Below are 16,785 nucleotides of genomic sequence, written 5' to 3'. Positions count from 1 at the left end.
ACACATTTAGTTTTATAATTTAGAAAACTCCTCAACAAGCTCACTAAACTTACGCAGAGAATTTTCGATGGGAACTGGGGTTGTTAAGTCTACTCCCGTCTTTTTCAACAAATCAAGCGGATAATCGGAGCTGCCGCTCTTTAAAAACTCTAAGTAAGAATGCAACGTTTTCTGGTCACCTTCGATAATCTTTGTTGCCAAATGGATGGCTGAAGCAAATCCTGTCGCATACTTGTATACATAAAATGGTCGATAAAAATGAGGGATTCTCGACCAGCCATATTTGACTTCCTCATCGAAAACAATCTCTTCTCCATTATATTCCCGGAACAACGCCTCATAGGTCTGACTGAATACTTCCACATTTAAAGGTCGGCCATTTTCAGCTATTTCATGCGTCTTTTTCTCAAACTCGGCAAACATGACTTGAGTAAAAAATGTCCCTTTAAATTGATCAATAAAATGGTTAACCAAATGTTTTCGAATGTTAGCATCCTTCTCATTGTTAAGAAGATAGTTTATTAATAAAACTTCATTAACGGTTGAAGCCACTTCTGCCACAAAAATACTATAACCTGCTGTAATTTGCGGTTGATGCTGGGAGCTTAGCTTACTGTGAACGCCATGACCGCATTCATGAACAAGGGTAAATAAACTGTCCAAATCATCCTGATGGTTAAGGAGGATATACGGATGAACGCCATATACACCAAGATTATAGGCACCTGAGCGCTTACCAGGTGTTTCACGAACATCTATATATCTAGAAGTTCTAAACTCTTTTAAAATACTTATATAATCTTCTCCAAGTGGTGATAAAGCCCTACACATTGTTTCGTAAGCTTCATCATATGGTATAACCTGTTTTACCCCACTAACAAGTGGGACACTCATATCATATTGTCGAAGATCCTCTAATCCTAACTTTTCCTTGCGGATTCGATTATATCGATGAAGTGGTTCGATATTGTTTTTGGTTGTCTGGATTAGATTTTCGTAGACCTCTTTCGGTACTTTATCACCAAATAAACCTTTTTCCAATGCGGAAGGATATTGGCGAATTTTCGACATGGTCACATTATTTTTAATCGCTCCAGAAAGAGTTGAAGAGATGGAATTCTTTAATTGTACATATGGTTGGTAATATGCCTTATAGGCTTCCCGCCTTTTTTCACGGTCCTCATCCTCAATTAATTTTGAATACATGCCCCTTGTTAATTCAACTTTTTCACCATTTTCTACTGTCACGTCGCCAAATTTAATATCCGCATTATTCAGCATACCAAAGGTATGGCTTGGAACTGATAGCGCCTCCCCTAATTGGGATAAGACTTCCTCCTGCTCCTTACTTAACACATGTGCTTTATAGCGGAACGATTCTAATAAATCCTCTTCAAAGTATTTTAGACCCTCTTCCTCCTTAATATAGGTTCTTAACATATCCTCGTTTAAGCCTAATAAAAAAGGCATGAAAAAGGAGGTGGATGCACTTACCTTCACACTTAGTTGTTTAGCTTGATCTATTAAGGCCTGTGATTTTGTTACCCTTGTATCTTCATCCACATTTAACATCGCATAAGCATAAACCTTATTAAAAACAAACGATAATTCTTCCCTTTGCTTTAAATACTTATATAAGGTTTCCCCATCTTTTATTTGACCATCAAAGCCTTTAAGATCGTTCGCCATTCTTTCTATCAAACGAAGGTCTTCTTCCCACTTGTTTTGGTGTTCATATATATCTGATAAATTCCATTTCTCATGTAGGGGGACATCACTTCTTGACGTATATGTAGTGGTCATTTCAAAACTCCTTTCAATATTGCAGCATTAGTTAAATATATTCGAATGGATTTGGCAAAATCCTTTAAATTTATCTAATAAATAAGAAAAGCAGGTCAAAATTGACCTGCCTTTCAATATCATTAAATTTTGACCTCTTCACCAATCGCGCTAAGTCTTTCTTTTACTTCTTCTTCACTTAGGCCATGTTGAGCAACATAGCGGTTCCGTGGGTGAATCCTGCACTCATGTGAACAGCTGCGTAAATGTTTATGTTCATTTTCCTCGGAGCAGAGAATCTTGCGATTACACTCTGGATTAGCGCAATTCACATATCGTTCGCATGGTTCGCCAGAATAGAAATCTTTTCCAACAATGACGTGTTCTTTACGATTGACAGGAACACTAATGCGCTCATCAAAAACATAAAGCTGTCCATCCCATAATTCGCCCTGTACTTCGGGATCTTTTCCGTAAGTAACAATTCCACCTTCTAATTGTGATACATCTTCAAAGCCTTCTTGACGAAGCCAGCCTGAGAATTTTTCACAACGTATACCACCTGTACAATAAGTAAGAATCTTTTTTCCTTCAAATTCCTGTTTATTTTCTCTAATCCATTGTGGTAAATCACGGAAATTTAAAATATCTGGCCGTACTGCACCTCTAAAATGACCGAGATCAAATTCGTAATCATTTCGAGCATCGATTACTATTGTATCTTCCTGTTGCAACGCTTCAAAAAATTCCTTCGGTTTTAAATGCTTACCGGTTACAACATTCGGATCAACATCATCCTCAAGCCGCAGTGTAACAAGTTCAGGCCGATGACGGACGCGCAGTTTTTTGAATGCATGTTCACTTGCTTCATCTATTTTAAAAACAGTACCTGAAAAAAGTGGATGCTTATTCATGTATTTTATATAGGCATCAGTCTGTTCAATGGTGCCTGACACCGTACCATTAATCCCTTCCGATGCAATAATGATACGCCCTTTTAAACTTAAATCCATACACAATTGACGGTGCTCATTGGCCGTTTCCTCAGGGTTCTCAATTTGAACATATTTATAATACAATAACACTCTATATTCTTGATTCATGTTTACCACCTTACATTTAATAAAAACAATCGTATTTTTATAATCTAACTTATCTATATTATCAAGATTAGAATTCATTTTCAAACAAAGAGCTTGCAATGCAATTATTGTAAAATGAATCGGTCATATTTTCTTAGAAAATGTAAATTCTATATAGTATAAAATGATTATGCCTTAAAATAATTGGGGGATGTTATGTTACACACATTGGCATCATATTTGAGGCTGGGATTTCCCTTGTTAAATTTCCTTGCCGCATGGCAATTTGGTGATTGGCGAAATTGGAAAAAATATTATCCAACGATCCTTTTTTTAATAAGTGTGGATTTTGGGATTTCAACTTTCACCTATAAACACCCATTATGGACGTTTCAAGAATCAATGCTTGTACCAAACCATACCATTACGGACTATTTACTTACTTTTTTTGGATTATCCCCCATAGTATTCATATACCTCTCGAAATTCCCGTTAAAAGCCCGATTAATTTTGCAAATCGTATATGGTGCATGCTGGGTCCTATATTCAATAGCGATTGAAAGTTTTTTTAAGGCCGCTGACCTGATTACATACCATAATGGATGGAACCTTGGGTGGTCAGTAATGGTTTGGATATTCATGTTTTTTTGCTTGCGAGTTCATTACAGTAAACCTTTTTGGGCCTGGTTGCTTTGCTTTGCCTGTGTGATTTTTATTAAAATATACTTCCATATTCCAATTAAAAGCTTGAGGTAATATTAAAATTTACCAACTCATTCTTCCCCTTTTTTCTGTTACAATTTTTTAGTAGCAGAAAAATCAGGAGGAATCCTAAATGATGAAAAAACGTAATCTCCTCCCTGCCCTGGTAATTGTTATTATCTTCTTTGGAGGAATTTTTACTGGAGTTTTAATCACTGGAAACAAGTCAGAATCCGGCCAATCCAATACAATAAAAATAGATAATGCTCCAAAATCAGCTATAAAACCAAAAGAAAAAGCATTACCACAGATAGATAAAACAAAATCAAAAGTATTAATTAGCTATGTTCAGGATTATCGTGATCCAAACATGATTGATTATTCTAAACTAACTCATGTCATTTTTTCTTTTGCCCATCCCACCAAGGATGGCGGGATGCTGCTTAATGGCGATCAACCACTAAAAAACTTACGGACGATTGTTATGAAAGCAAAGAAAACTAATACAAAAGTAGAGATTGCCGTAGGCGGATGGTTTCACATGTACGGCGGTGAATCGTATCCGTATTTTCAGGCCGCGATTTCGAATCCTACTTCTAGAACAAAGCTAGTTAATGAGCTTACTAGTTTTGCGGTGCGCGAAAAGCTAGACGGAATTGATATCGATTTTGAACACCCACGTTCAAACGCAGATGCTCAAAATCTAGCTGCTTTCGCAAAGGAATTAAGCCAACAGCTTCACCCAAAAAAGAAAGAACTATCGGTTGCTGTTTATCCAAAAATTAATGCGAACACTCTGAAAGAAATTGGGGCTGTGAAGTATGACCCATCGATGTTTCAATACGTCGACCATGTAAATATCATGGCTTATGACGGCCAGTGGGATGATGGGTATCATGCGGAGAACTTGTCAACGTACCCATACGCCGAAAAGATTGTAGAATACTGGGGTAACTACTTTGATCAGCAAAAATTATCAAGAGATAAACTTGTTTTAGGCGTTCCACTTTATGCTCAACCGGCAGATCCAAAAATCAAACAGGTTTCCTATTCAACCATTGTTAATCAAAATCCTGCTAATGCTGCAAACGACACGGTAAAAATGAATGGAACAACCTACTATTATAATGGCGATACTACCATGAAAAAGAAAACAAAACTGGCACTCGAACATGGTTTCGGAGGTATGATGCTTTGGGAGGCAGGTCACGATGCCCAGGGTCCAAAAAGTATAACCAGCATCCTTTTTGGTGCCATAAAAGATTCAAGTAAAGAACCGCTTAAATATTATACAGTAAAGAAAAATTAAAAGGCTGTTCACCTTAAGTGAACTGCCTTTTTCTGTAGCGATCGTTTGCATTATTCCTCCGGCTCGTAGAAATGCTTTTCTAATTCCATTCTGATGTGATCGGGAATGGGCTCAGATTTTTGGGCTTGGACATTAAAGTTCACATATAAGGCAGTGCCTTTTGCGCATAACCGTTGGTTTTGGTGAATTTCCTCATACAGCTCTAAACTCGAATTTCCAATTTTCCGTACCCAAGTTTTGACCTCTACATTTTCTCCATAATAAATTTGTCTTATATATTCTACATCCATCTTTAAAATAATCATTCTCCAATCTTCAAACGAGCTATCAGGTGTAAATAATTTAAAAAGTTGATTACGGCCAGCTTCGAACCAAATTGGAACCGTTGTGTTATTAATATGGCCCACGCCATCTGTTTCTGAAACTCTAGGCTCAATCCTAGTCAAAAACATATTAAATTCCTGCCTTCACGCCATGTAATGCCAAATGATAAATTTGAAAGATATCTTCCTGATTTAACGGCATTGGACTACGGCCAAGCAGCCTTTTTTGCTTCACGGCATCTTCTGTTAATGTGCTAAGATAGGATTCTGAAATTCCATATTCTTTTAGGGTAGTTGGTAACCCCACATTTTCTACTAATCGATAAAATATTTGCAAATAATCATCCGGTGTTGGATTTTTATCTTCCTTAGTTAAAATATCACAAACAATATTCATCTTCTGCAAACAGCTAGGAGCGATATATTTCATTACATAGGGCAATAAGACAGCATTAGATTCACCGTGCGGTAATTTAAATTGGCTTCCTAGCGGATAGGCCAGTGCATGTACGCCAGCAACCCCCGCATTGAAAAAGGCTAAACCAGCCAAATAGCTTCCAAAACTCATTGCAGTTCTAGCTTCTTTATCTTCCCCATTTTCAACAGCATTTTCTAACGAGCCACTTATCAGTTTAACCGCCTTTAGCGCAAGAGCATCTGTAGCTTCATTGGCATTAATGGAAAGGAATGCTTCCACGGCATGTGTTAAGGCATCAATACCTGTCGCGGCTGTTATTCGTTTTGGAACTGAAATAGTTAATTGAGGGTCAACGATGGCGAGGTCGGCGAGTAAAAAATCATGGGTGACAACATCCTTTGTTCCCTCAAGTGATAAAACGGCAATATCCGTAACTTCACTTCCGGTTCCAGAAGTTGTTGGGATTAGTATCTTAGGAATACCCTTATGTACCAAGGGCTTTGTTCCTGTCAGATTTAAATAATCCTTTACACTTCCATCATTTTGGGACACGACAGCTGCTAGCTTTGCCAAATCAAGTGCGCTGCCACCGCCTAACCCAATCACGCAATCAAATTCTCCTTGTCTAGTAAACGCCACTAGCGTTTCAGCACATCTCAAAGTTGGCTCTGGTTCGACATCAGTATAGACATTAACTGTAAACTCTTCCTTTAATGGCGATAGATATTGATCAACTAGACCAATTTTAACTAGTGTTTGATCTGTAACAATAAGGATGTTACTTAGCTTTAAATTTTGTAGCTCTGGTAGAAGTTTTTCAATTGAACCCCAGCCAATATGCGATCGTATCGGAAATCTTAAGGTCGAAATCATATATACATATCCCTCCGTAAGTTTTTAATCCTTTTTATATTTCGATATCCAATTGATTATCCCTCCTTTTTCAGATAAAGAAAAAATCCACCTATTTCAGATGGATTTTGTGTTAGTAACTAAAATAGGTGTACGTTACGTTCATTTAAGAAGTCCAAGGCAAATTCTAGATCCTGTTTTTTCAGGTTAAATGTTGATTTCATCATTTGCAGCCATTCAGTTTTATTATTAAAATCTTTAATTATTATTTCCTTATCAGATTTAATGATTAATTTTGAATTCATCACCGCATAGCTGACATGTTCTTTAAAAATTGTCGCCACCATTCGTCTCATAAACGGGTTGTCATTATCATCGCGATGGGAATGGATTATATCCTTCGTAAAGCTTTCTAGCCCAACAGGAAACCATTCAATCGTTTTTGTCACAAAGCTTTGACCGCCAGTTCTTCTATCAATCATGTACTCATTGCTGCTTTTTCGCTTAATGATGATTTCTTCTCCACAGCGAACCAAATAAGGTTCTTTTTCAATTTGGAGGGGCTCAAATAACGGGGCCATGTAACCAACATCGGTATAATACGATTTGTCATCGATCGTAACCATTAAAGCAAGATGATTATTTCCCCCTCTCGCCCTGATATATTTTATGTCAAATCCAAGTGATTGCAGCAGTAAACCAAAGTGAATATTAAGAATATAACAATTCCCGCCCCAGCCTTTTTCTAATAAATGCTCCATGTACTCTTCCTTACTGGGAATTAAATTACTTAAATCCTTATTTTTAAAATAATAAAACTTACTACAAATCTCAAACGGTACTTGGTGAAAATGAGATTCTACTAGTTGCTTGCAATAATGGTAACTAGGCTTTTTCGCCTCTAATCCTAGGAAATCTAAATATCGTTCAGTCCATGAATCCAATTTCATTTTCCCTCCTCTACACAGGCTTAACGACCATAAGAGCAATGATTACCAAAACCAGTACACATGAAGTGATATGGTAATTTCGCACCTTTGCCAGCAGGCCTAAAGTTTTTTCATTTGTTTCGATTTCGCCTTGTTCGGTTAAATGATCTAAGGTTGCGGATAGATTTTTAGCCGCAGGTGTAAGAAATCCAATAATGACGACCTCTGCTAAAATAAAAAGGATTAGGGCGGCTATAATCCATAGCGTAAAAAAGGTCCCATAATTGCCCAGCCAGACTAACATAAGTCCAGACAATAAAGTCAACATCCCAAAAATTTTAGGGAGTATCTCTAGTCTGGTCACTAAATCTGCCATTCTTTTTACTTCCACCAGCGATTTTTCCTTTTTTAGAATCATCGGAAAAGCATAAGCCGGACCAAGTCCTACCACCGCTGATATAACATGTAATAAAACAAGCCATTCCATAAAAAACACCACCTATTCATAAGTCTTGAACTTATCATAAGTGGTGTTCGGTTTGAAAAATATCGGTTGAATTACGTAATTTTATTGCGAGGAGTCCATTAGGCCATTTTCAATCACATAACTGGCCAATGCTGCTCGGGAATTAATAGATAGTTTTTGAAAGATCCGTTCTAAATGGGTAGTGACTGTCCGTTTGCTTAAAAAAAGTGTTTTCGCGATTTCTTCATTCGACAAACCATGAGCCACTTGCACTGCGACCTGTAATTCACGCGGACTTAAAATAGTTTTAACCTCACCTGTTCGTTTAGAGCCTACCAAACGAATCCTCTCCAACTCTTGATCAATGGCGAACTGGCGTTTGTTTGGGTCATGAAGCTGTAGCAGTTTTGTTATAAGCAAAGATAGAAATCTGAAAGCAGCCAGTAGGGTTTCATCCTTAAAAAAGCTAAACTTTAATGAATCGTTGCTTTGACTGCAGATGACAGCAATAATATTTCCAGCTTCCCCCTTAATAGGGATGGCAATGTAGTTATGATTTAAGCTCCGAAAGTCTTCAAATGTAAAAGTCTCTTTTTGCTGATGGAGGAAAGTGGTTAACGCATATTGATATTGGGATCGAATATTGTTAATCCGTATCGGTTTTTCCTGCTCGACAGACCACTGTGCTACTCGTTTAAGCACTTTCGTTTCTGATTCCTCTGCAAATCCCCTAAGTGTTGCAAGTTGTAATTGTGGATCTAATTCCTCCATAACCCAAACAGCTGAGGTATTCCAGCCGAATTTTCTTTCTAACTGTTCTAAAATTGGATTAAATAAATCCGGTTTTGATAACAAATGACTATTTTCTTCCTCACAAATACGAGCAGACAGGACATGAAATATTTCTGCGTTATGAATGGTAATCGGCATCTCTGTTTCTAGAATCATGGAAAGGACCTCATATTGCTTTTGCATTTCAGCAAAAATTTTCTCAGTTGTACTAGGGCCAATATACTCTAATTCCAGTTCCCACGTTGAAAAAGTAGTCGTATCCATGGTCCGAATAAAGGCGTGACCATTTTCTCTTAGGTTATGAATACTTTTATTCAACATGTGGTTGGCAACCGCGACATGCTCCTGATCAACGAACCAAACCCTTGAAATGTTCGTAATGTTTGGGATACCCTGTTTACTGCTTGTAATTAAAGTGGCTGGGACAATTCCCATTAATGCAGGATGCATTTCTTCAGGAATCATGATTTTCATCTCCTTTTGAGTACGTCCTACCCGCATATGGACCAGGAGTTTGGATGAATACCTCATCTATCTTGTAGGTGACTATGTCACAAAGTGCTGGTGACAATGGAAATTTCGCATACATTTTTGGGAAAAGCTTTAGACTTCCATTACGGTAACTAGTTAAAATTTCAAGGTCTTCATCTTCACTAGAATCCTTTAATTCAATAAAATTCCCTTTAATTTGATAGGATTCATTTGAATAACCATCTGTAAATAGACATGTTATTGAATTATTTCCTGTTTTTATGTATGAGAGAAATCTCTCCGTTTGTGATTTAAGAATGTAAATACAAAGTTGGTTTTTCTCTTTATTAATTTTCAGTCCAAATCCCCGTAGAGAAAAAGGAACGCCGACCTTATTGGAAACGGCAAGATGGATATAGAGCGGTTCTGTATATGTTAAGAAATGGACAACAATATCATCTAAAATCATAACGTCCTCCAAGTATAATAGTTTCATATTAGGTAAAATCCTAATCTTATTAGAACGCATTAATACTAAAATGGCAACAAAAGGGAATTGACACCAATTTGTAATAAATATTGGCATTTGTCGAATATTTTTCCAAAATTTTTGAAGGATTTTGTCGTATTATAAAGAAAAGAGTAATAGAGTCGCATAAAAGGAGGAATAAAGATGAAGAAAATTCTAACTCTACTATTTGGAGGCTTAATTGCGTTAACATTATTTGTTTCTACTGGGAATACTGCAAAAGCGGCAGAACCAGATGATGATTGCACTTGTCATGATCTTATCCCTTTATCAGGACCTGAACGAAATAAAATTGTTGCAGAATTTTTAAGCAGTGAAGCATTCAAGGCACAAAAAATGGAATTAATTCAATCTGGTAATAAATGGAACGGCGCTCATACAATTGAGGTAGTAATTCCAGCAGAAGGTGTAACAATGGTAGGTGTACCCTTTGTAAGTACAGACGGATTTCCATCTGTGAACGTGTTTATTAATGGAACTTTCGTAGGGACTGCACCGGCTGAATCTTAATGGAAATATCCTTCCCGATTTTAGTTGGGAAGGATATATTATTTACACCTTTTCTTTAACTCTAATGGAAATTTAATCCTTGATGGTAGGTTCAGATATCTTGACTAGCTGCTTGCCAATGTTCTCACCTCGGAAAAGCCCAAGAAACGCATCCACCGTATTCTCAAATCCTTCAATAACATTTTCTCGATATTGGATTTTTCCTTCACGGACCCACTTAGCTAACATCGTAAGTCCTTCTTTGTTATGATCGGCATAGTCGGATACAATAAACCCTTTCACTAAAGAACTTGTTTTTAGCAATTGCCCGAGAATGCTTGGCCCCATTTCAGGGTTCTCCAAATTATATTGAGAGATTTGACCGCAAATGACAGTCCGTGACTGAAAATTAATTAGTTTCATCACTTCGTCCGTCACTGTTCCGCCGACATTATCAAAATACACATCGACTCCATTTGGACAGGCTTTTGCCAACTCATTGTATAAATCAGGTGTTGTTTTATAGTTTATCGCAGCATCGAAGCCTAACTCATTTGTTAAAAACGAGCATTTTTCTTCTGCTCCTGCAATTCCAACCACCCTGCAGCCCTTAAGCTTCGCAATCTGTCCTACGATTGTACCCACAGCACCAGATGCCCCAGAGACAACAACGGTTTCCCCTTCCTTTGGCTGTCCAATATATAATAGACCAAAATAAGCAGTTAATCCTGGCATGCCAAGTACATGAAGGGCTGTTGTGATAGGGGCAATTTCTGGATCAATTTTTCGAATATTACTGCCATTAGAAACATTGTATTCCGCCCACTCCATCCGTCCTTCAACAAAACTATTAACCTTGTATTTCGGATTCTTTGATTCGATTACTTGACCCACGATTCCTCCAATAAAAGGTTTACCAACCTCATAAGGCTTTGCGTAAGATTTTGTATCTGACATCCGGCCGCGCATGTAAGGGTCAACAGAAATATAGAGAGACTTAATTAACACCTCTCCATCAATTAGCTCTGGAACATTTGTTTCAATAGTATTAAAGTGGCTCTGATCAGGCATTCCAACCGGTCGGTATGCTAACAAGATTTTTTTATTGTTGGTCATGTTTTTCCTCCTGATATTTCATTATTATACTTTTACTACAACTTTACCCCAAGTTTTCCTAGTTGCTAATAAATTCAATGCTTCCGGTACATCTTGGAAATCAAATTCTTTAAAAATGAGCGGTTTGATTTTACCCTGTTCATAAAGTCCAATTAGTTCCTCATGTTCCTGATTCACTTTTTCAGGATATAATCGATTAAAATAACCCCAGTGGACACCGACAACTGAATAATTTTTGACTAAGACATGATTAGCTGGAATACTTGGTATGTTTCCGCCGGCAAACCCAATAACCAGAATCCTGCCATCAAAAGCAATACATTTTCGTGAACGGTCGAAAACGTCCCCTCCAACAGGATCATAAATTACGTCTGCCCCTTTTCCATCTGTTTCTCTTTTTACCACTTCAACAAAGTCTTCGGTTAAGTAATCTATTACCACATCAGCACCAAGTTGTTTGCAGATTTCAGTTTTTTCCGCTCCGCCAGCAGTTGCGATTACTAAGGCTCCAGCTGCTTTTCCTAACTGTATCGCCGCAGATCCAACACCTCCTGCACCTGCATGTACGAGTAATACCTCTCCTTTTTGAATCTTTGCCCGATTAAATAAGGCGTAATGTGTGGTATGGTATGTAATAAACATAGCGGCAGCTTCATTCCAACTCATTGATTCTGGAATTGGATAAACAGCACTTTCTGAAACGGAAACGTATTCTGCTAAACCCCCATTTGGCTTTTGCGGCAGAGCTAACACTCGCTGTCCCTCTTTAAACCTGCTTCCTTCGCTTGCTTGAACCACGACCCCTGATATTTCTGAACCAATTGTAAAGGGAAGCGGCGGCTTTTCTTGATATTTCCCTTGGCACAACAGGATATCAAAAAAATTAAGAGCCACAGCCTTTACATGAATTAATACTTCGTTATCAATTCGCTCAGTTTTTTTCACATTCTCCATACTCAGTACATCAGAAGGTTCTCCAAGTTCTTTTACTAACCAGCTTTTCATCTTTAATCCCCTTTCGTAATGTGGATAATAGCGCTTGCATTTATATGAATAATAACAATATTCTTAAAATTATTCAATTTATTTAGTCAATCTAAAAATTAGATAGTTCTATAAAATAAATAAAAAAGGCCAGAATACTGACCTTTTTACTTTGAAGAATATCTTTTTTTTTACTTAAATTATCCGAACTGCCAAACACTGTGCGTTAGGTTACCATAACGGAAACTGCGATGTAAAAGCGTTGCTTTTTTCACATCATCGGCGGCACCCATTGCGTAGAATAATGGAATAAAATGCTCATTCCCATATCGAGGTACCGCATATTCAGCATAAGGAGCAAGGGAATCATACTTAAATAATGAATCGACATCCCAATTTTGCAGATGGAGTGCCAACCAACTTTCGAACTCAAGAGCCCATTGATCAACCTCCCCATTGTCTGCCCATTTTAATATTCTTAGATTATGGGATGTTCCACCGCTAGCAATAATTAACACATCATTTGCCCGCAGTGCTGATAGAGATTTCCCAATTTTATACTGCTCTTCTGGTGTAAGATTAGGATTTACCGACATCGCGATAACTGGAACATCTGCATTTGGATATATCATACGAAGGACTACCCATGCGCCATGGTCCAGACCGCGAGTAGTTTCCACTTCAAACGGTACTCCATTCGCCTCAAACAATTCTTTTATTTCTTTTGAAATCTTCAAATCTCCTTTTGCAGGATATTTAATGGTGTACAGTTCTGGATCAAAGCCTCCAAAGTCATAGATGGTGCTATATTGATCAACTTCACTCACTTTTTGCTGCTGTGATTCCCAATGTGCCGAAAAAAGTAGAATGGCCTTTGGCCGCGACAGGCTTTGACCCAGCTGATTTAAAAAGTTAGTATATTCATTATTTTCAATCGCTAATAACGGTGCCCCATGAGCGATAAAGAAAGATGGCAGCATCTTACAACTCTCCTTCCTTAATTAAGACTAATTTTTGATTGTGAATCTGATTTTTGTCCCTTAATTATTAACTGATCTAGTGCAAACATTTTACTACCATTAATAGCAATAAACAGAGACATAGCAAGGAGCGCTAAATCTAATTCATAACCAGCCATTTGACCATTTCCTAAAAATCCAACAGCTAATTTAACTTTTATAGTTGCACCAATCATTAATAGAGTTAACAAAGCTGCAACAATTCTACTACCTAAACCAAGAATCAATGCAACTCCTCCAACAACCTCAATCAGAGCTACAATATAGGCCATAAATCCTGGCAAACCAATGCTGTCAAACCAGCCAACGATATTTTCAATCCCGCCTGTGAATTTAGTTAACCCATGAATAAAGAAAGTAATCCCCAATACTACACGTAAAATTAATGTACTAGCTTCAAATTTGTTTAACATTGTTCTTTTCTCTCCCTTTTTAGATGAAATTATTTTTTTACTTGGTCCATTAACCATGTCATAAAATCATGTTGGTTTTGTAAGGAAACCGTATGACCTTCCTGATAGGTTTTAAAGGTTACATTCGCACCTAATTCTCTATAATACTTATTATTTGCCACACCCCAATCAAATGGAAGAACTTGATCCATTTCTCCATGGGAAATAAAAATAGATAGGTTATCAACTGGTTTGATATTGTACTCCTCTTTGACAAATCCAGGGATGTATCCACTAAGGGCAATGATGCCTTTTATTCTGTTCCCAAGGGTAAGACCAAGTGTCATTGAAAGAATCGCACCCTGGCTAAAGCCAAGTAAGAACAACTTTTTCAAATCCAAGGGGTATTGGGAGCAAGCATAATCTACGAAGTTAGTCAGTTTAATAATTGCATCATCGAACACTTCGCGATGTGGTTTCCCATATCCTTGAATCGTAAAAAAGGCATAGCCTGGAGGCTGCGGCAGATGACCTCTGATACTAAAAATAAAAAATTGGTCTTCTAATCCATCAACCAATGACAGCATATTTTGTTCGTTACTGCCGATTCCATGCATGATAAACATGGCAGGATAGGTTTTTTCTTGGTCGATTCGTTTTGGTCGACGAAGTTCATAAATCATCGGTGAATCCATTTTTCATCATCCCTTCGTTAAATTAATTCAATTACCATAAGGTTGGCAATTAATGTTCATACTAATAAAGAAATAACTATAACTAATTTATGTTTTCAAATATGAACTTTTGTTGTTTATAAGATAACAAAGAAAGATGTGGATTGTCAATGATTTTTTTGTTAATATAAAACTAAATTTCCTATTACAAAACATAATGAGGTGAAAATAGTGGATATTGGATCAAAAGTCCGTGCAATCCGAAACCGAAAAAAAATTACGATTGCCCAAATGTGTGAGGGCACTGGTCTGTCAAAAGGATTTATTAGCAATCTTGAAAATAATAATACTTCGCCTTCAATCAATACACTTCAGACTATTGCTAACTATCTTGAGGTACCCTTGCCGTACTTATTGTTAGAAAAGAAACAGCATATGCGTGTTGTAAGAAAAAATGAAAGAACCTACTCTACCTTTAATAACCTGAAAATTGAGCATATCTCATCAAAAGGAGGATTAAGGCTGCTGAGTGTGGAGTTTCCTCCAGGCGCTTCCATGGGAGAAGCGAATGCTCATCAAGGAGAAGAGTGCCATTTGGTGTTAGAAGGGAAAGTTCTTGCCGAACAAGGGGAAGATTCAGTGATCCTCGAAGAAGGTGATTCCTTTAGTTGGAATGCAAGTGTTCCACATTTTGTGAAAAATATTAGCGATAAAAAAGCCGTTGTTCTCATTGCTGTCTACTCCGATACCGAACTTAATGACCTATTTTAGAGGAACCCATAAGGTTCCTCTATCATTTAACAGCATTCATAAATATTTGATAAAAAAAGTTTCATATCCGATAGAAGCTCTTTCGGATCTTCGTACATACTCATATGACCCACATTTTTAATTACTGATTGCCTGATATTCGACTTCCTCACAGAGAATGTTTTTTCCGCCGGGATGATTTGATCGTGTTCACCTGCGATTAATAAAACAGGCAGGTTTGTTTCCTCTAATACTTTATTTCGGTCAGGTCTGTCTTTCATCGCAATTAATGTACTTCTGGCACCTTTAGGGGATGTTGTAAAGCCGATCTCCTTTGCTGTTTCAACATACGTTTTATTTTGATTATCTGGAGCAAAAAGTTTCGGGATTAGTCCCTCGATAAAAGGTTGGATTCCATCCTTTTTGATTTTTTCCGCATTGGCAGCTCTCCCCTTTTTCGCTTCATCTGAATCTGGAAAGGCTGTGGAATGAACCAAGGAGAAGCCTTTCAAACGGTCGCTGTATTTTTCTGCAAAGGCTAATGAAATATATCCGCCTAATGAGTGGCCAAACATCGTAACTGTTTGAATATTTAATTGATCCATTAGTGCTTTCAATTTTTCGGCAAAATCATCAATGGTGCACTCATATTTAAATGGATCCGATTGCCCGTGACCAGGTAAGTCGGGTACAATCACACGATAAATGGTGGATAGTTCATGAATCACTTTCTCCCAATAACGTGAACTGCCACAAAATCCATGAAGCAGGACGATTGGTTCTCCTTCTCCTTGGTCTACGTATGCAATCGTTGAATTTTCAATAACCAGTTTCTTCATCGTTATTCACTCCATATTTTTAATGGTTTCAATATTAATAATATAAAAAAGCATTACCCAATGAAAAAGTAATGCTCCGAATTTGAACTTTATGCCTTTATCCAATCTGTTCCTCGTCATGATCCGCACTAAGCAAGGAGCGTTTATTGGGAATTAGAGATAAATTTGATTTTTTTAATAAGTAATCTAAATGTTCAACTGGCATCGAACCGTAACCTCTGCCGTCGCAAAGTGTGAATTGGATCGTTATTCCGTTGTTTGAGATGACAGTTAACGACTCAGCAGAGTTAAAATAGTTTTGTATACCTTGGGAAATTTGAAATTTAGTTCCTTCTTTAATAGACATTACGTCTCTCCTTTGATGATATTCTCCTTTTCAGTATTCCTAAATCATTTTTATTCATACATAATTCTTCCATCTAAAAATACGTCAAAAATAATGGAGAGGCAAACTCACGCCTCTCCTCGAACAAACTATTCTTCCTCTTCTTCCTCATCCATCATTTCATCAAAGGCGGCTGACACCGTATCAAACTCCTCGTCGCTTTCAATTGCGGAAAAATCTCCATCCTCGTCGACTTTCAAAAAGAAGATATCTATATCATCGTCTGTTTCCTGCTTAACATCTTCCGCAAACGCGACTGCCACATAATCGGTGCCTTCGATACTCATCACACCCAGTACTTCCACTTCCTGCTCATCATCATTTTCATCACTAATCGTAAAAATTTCGCCTACTTCAATCTTGCTCATTTCAATTACTCCTCTCGTCATAAAAAAATATTCTTCAAACAGTATGGCTATATAAGAAGAGTTTAATCCATGCTGGACGAAAAACATAATACGGTAAAACTACATTTTTCTTGA

20 protein-coding genes are annotated in these 16,785 nt (G+C 37.4%); 4 read left to right on the top strand and 16 right to left on the bottom strand.

All coding sequences use genetic code 11. The features are described from left to right. Positions 1 to 12: 12 nt before the first annotated feature. The gene (pepF, locus tag ABES02_RS05810; RefSeq protein ID WP_430132033.1) at positions 13 to 1,803 is read right to left on the bottom strand and encodes an oligoendopeptidase F; all 1,791 of its coding nucleotides are present in this window, start codon (positions 1,801 to 1,803) and stop codon (positions 13 to 15) included. Positions 1,804 to 1,925: 122 nt separating this feature from the next. Then, positions 1,926 to 2,885 (bottom strand): rhodanese-related sulfurtransferase, encoded by a 960-nt coding sequence (locus ABES02_RS05805; RefSeq protein WP_430132030.1) that lies wholly within the window; start codon positions 2,883 to 2,885, stop codon positions 1,926 to 1,928. A gap of 195 nt (positions 2,886 to 3,080) precedes the next feature. Between ABES02_RS05805 and ABES02_RS05800 the strand changes: the two genes are divergently transcribed. Continuing rightward, complete coding sequence (locus ABES02_RS05800) at positions 3,081 to 3,620, top strand: CBO0543 family protein (protein WP_430132028.1); 540 nt, start codon at positions 3,081 to 3,083, stop codon at positions 3,618 to 3,620. Positions 3,621 to 3,699: 79 nt separating this feature from the next. Next, the gene (locus tag ABES02_RS05795) at positions 3,700 to 4,875 is read left to right on the top strand and encodes a glycosyl hydrolase family 18 protein (protein WP_430132026.1); all 1,176 of its coding nucleotides are present in this window, start codon (positions 3,700 to 3,702) and stop codon (positions 4,873 to 4,875) included. A gap of 50 nt (positions 4,876 to 4,925) precedes the next feature. Here the strand turns inward: ABES02_RS05795 and ABES02_RS05790 are convergent, their stop codons facing one another. The 6 genes from ABES02_RS05790 to ABES02_RS05765 all read right to left on the bottom strand — a co-directional run bounded on the left by ABES02_RS05790 (position 4,926) and on the right by ABES02_RS05765 (position 9,595). Beyond that, positions 4,926 to 5,327, bottom strand: a complete 402-nt coding sequence (locus ABES02_RS05790) for an acyl-CoA thioesterase (protein WP_430132024.1) — start codon at positions 5,325 to 5,327, stop codon at positions 4,926 to 4,928. A gap of 1 nt (position 5,328) precedes the next feature. Further along, positions 5,329 to 6,489: an iron-containing alcohol dehydrogenase gene (locus tag ABES02_RS05785; RefSeq protein ID WP_430132021.1), complete on the bottom strand. Its 1,161-nt coding sequence runs from the start codon at positions 6,487 to 6,489 to the stop codon at positions 5,329 to 5,331. A gap of 119 nt (positions 6,490 to 6,608) precedes the next feature. Continuing rightward, positions 6,609 to 7,418: an arylamine N-acetyltransferase gene (locus tag ABES02_RS05780; RefSeq protein WP_430132018.1), complete on the bottom strand. Its 810-nt coding sequence runs from the start codon at positions 7,416 to 7,418 to the stop codon at positions 6,609 to 6,611. A 10-nt stretch (positions 7,419 to 7,428) separates the two neighbouring features. Continuing rightward, positions 7,429 to 7,884 carry a DUF2269 family protein gene (locus ABES02_RS05775; RefSeq protein ID WP_430132016.1) on the bottom strand — a complete coding sequence of 152 codons (456 nt, stop codon included), beginning with the start codon at positions 7,882 to 7,884 and terminating at the stop codon, positions 7,429 to 7,431. Positions 7,885 to 7,965: 81 nt separating this feature from the next. Continuing rightward, positions 7,966 to 9,120, bottom strand: coding sequence for a response regulator transcription factor (locus ABES02_RS05770; RefSeq protein WP_430132013.1), 1,155 nt, complete (start codon positions 9,118 to 9,120; stop codon positions 7,966 to 7,968). Further along, positions 9,110 to 9,595 carry a hypothetical protein gene (locus ABES02_RS05765; protein ID WP_430132009.1) on the bottom strand — a complete coding sequence of 162 codons (486 nt, stop codon included), beginning with the start codon at positions 9,593 to 9,595 and terminating at the stop codon, positions 9,110 to 9,112. The genes ABES02_RS05770 and ABES02_RS05765 overlap by 11 nt, the downstream gene beginning before the upstream one ends. A gap of 204 nt (positions 9,596 to 9,799) precedes the next feature. Here ABES02_RS05765 and ABES02_RS05760 point away from each other — a divergent pair, with 204 nt between their 5' ends. Further along, entirely contained in the window at positions 9,800 to 10,165 is a 366-nt protein-coding gene (locus ABES02_RS05760; protein ID WP_430132006.1) for a hypothetical protein, read from the top strand. Positions 10,166 to 10,237: 72 nt separating this feature from the next. Here ABES02_RS05760 and ABES02_RS05755 read toward each other — a convergent pair whose 3' ends face one another. The 5 genes from ABES02_RS05755 to ABES02_RS05735 all read right to left on the bottom strand — a co-directional run bounded on the left by ABES02_RS05755 (position 10,238) and on the right by ABES02_RS05735 (position 14,350). Continuing rightward, a complete protein-coding gene (locus tag ABES02_RS05755) occupies positions 10,238 to 11,260 on the bottom strand; it encodes an NADP-dependent oxidoreductase (RefSeq protein WP_430132003.1) in 1,023 nt (340 codons plus the stop codon). Between the two features lie 24 nt (positions 11,261 to 11,284). Beyond that, positions 11,285 to 12,265 (bottom strand): NADPH:quinone oxidoreductase family protein, encoded by a 981-nt coding sequence (locus tag ABES02_RS05750; protein ID WP_430132000.1) that lies wholly within the window; start codon positions 12,263 to 12,265, stop codon positions 11,285 to 11,287. A 179-nt stretch (positions 12,266 to 12,444) separates the two neighbouring features. Continuing rightward, the gene (locus ABES02_RS05745; RefSeq protein ID WP_430131997.1) at positions 12,445 to 13,224 is read right to left on the bottom strand and encodes a DODA-type extradiol aromatic ring-opening family dioxygenase; all 780 of its coding nucleotides are present in this window, start codon (positions 13,222 to 13,224) and stop codon (positions 12,445 to 12,447) included. A 17-nt stretch (positions 13,225 to 13,241) separates the two neighbouring features. Next, complete coding sequence (locus ABES02_RS05740; protein WP_430131994.1) at positions 13,242 to 13,676, bottom strand: DoxX family protein; 435 nt, start codon at positions 13,674 to 13,676, stop codon at positions 13,242 to 13,244. Positions 13,677 to 13,705: 29 nt separating this feature from the next. Beyond that, complete coding sequence (locus ABES02_RS05735) at positions 13,706 to 14,350, bottom strand: alpha/beta hydrolase (protein ID WP_430131991.1); 645 nt, start codon at positions 14,348 to 14,350, stop codon at positions 13,706 to 13,708. Positions 14,351 to 14,560: 210 nt separating this feature from the next. Between ABES02_RS05735 and ABES02_RS05730 the strand changes: the two genes are divergently transcribed. Then, the gene (locus tag ABES02_RS05730; protein ID WP_430131988.1) at positions 14,561 to 15,100 is read left to right on the top strand and encodes a helix-turn-helix domain-containing protein; all 540 of its coding nucleotides are present in this window, start codon (positions 14,561 to 14,563) and stop codon (positions 15,098 to 15,100) included. A 26-nt stretch (positions 15,101 to 15,126) separates the two neighbouring features. Here the strand turns inward: ABES02_RS05730 and ABES02_RS05725 are convergent, their stop codons facing one another. The 3 genes from ABES02_RS05725 to ABES02_RS05715 all read right to left on the bottom strand — a co-directional run bounded on the left by ABES02_RS05725 (position 15,127) and on the right by ABES02_RS05715 (position 16,671). After that, positions 15,127 to 15,918, bottom strand: a complete 792-nt coding sequence (locus ABES02_RS05725) for an alpha/beta fold hydrolase (RefSeq protein ID WP_430131986.1) — start codon at positions 15,916 to 15,918, stop codon at positions 15,127 to 15,129. A 97-nt stretch (positions 15,919 to 16,015) separates the two neighbouring features. Continuing rightward, positions 16,016 to 16,264 (bottom strand): hypothetical protein, encoded by a 249-nt coding sequence (locus ABES02_RS05720; protein ID WP_430131983.1) that lies wholly within the window; start codon positions 16,262 to 16,264, stop codon positions 16,016 to 16,018. A 128-nt stretch (positions 16,265 to 16,392) separates the two neighbouring features. Next, complete coding sequence (locus ABES02_RS05715; protein WP_430131980.1) at positions 16,393 to 16,671, bottom strand: DUF1292 domain-containing protein; 279 nt, start codon at positions 16,669 to 16,671, stop codon at positions 16,393 to 16,395. Positions 16,672 to 16,785: the final 114 nt, after the last annotated feature.

The organism is Neobacillus pocheonensis, from assembly GCF_050477905.1.
Classification (GTDB): domain Bacteria; phylum Bacillota; class Bacilli; order Bacillales; family Cytobacillaceae; genus Neobacillus; species Neobacillus pocheonensis_A.
The sequence above is the reverse complement of the archived record's forward strand: the minus strand, read 5'-3'. Positions and strand labels throughout refer to the sequence as shown.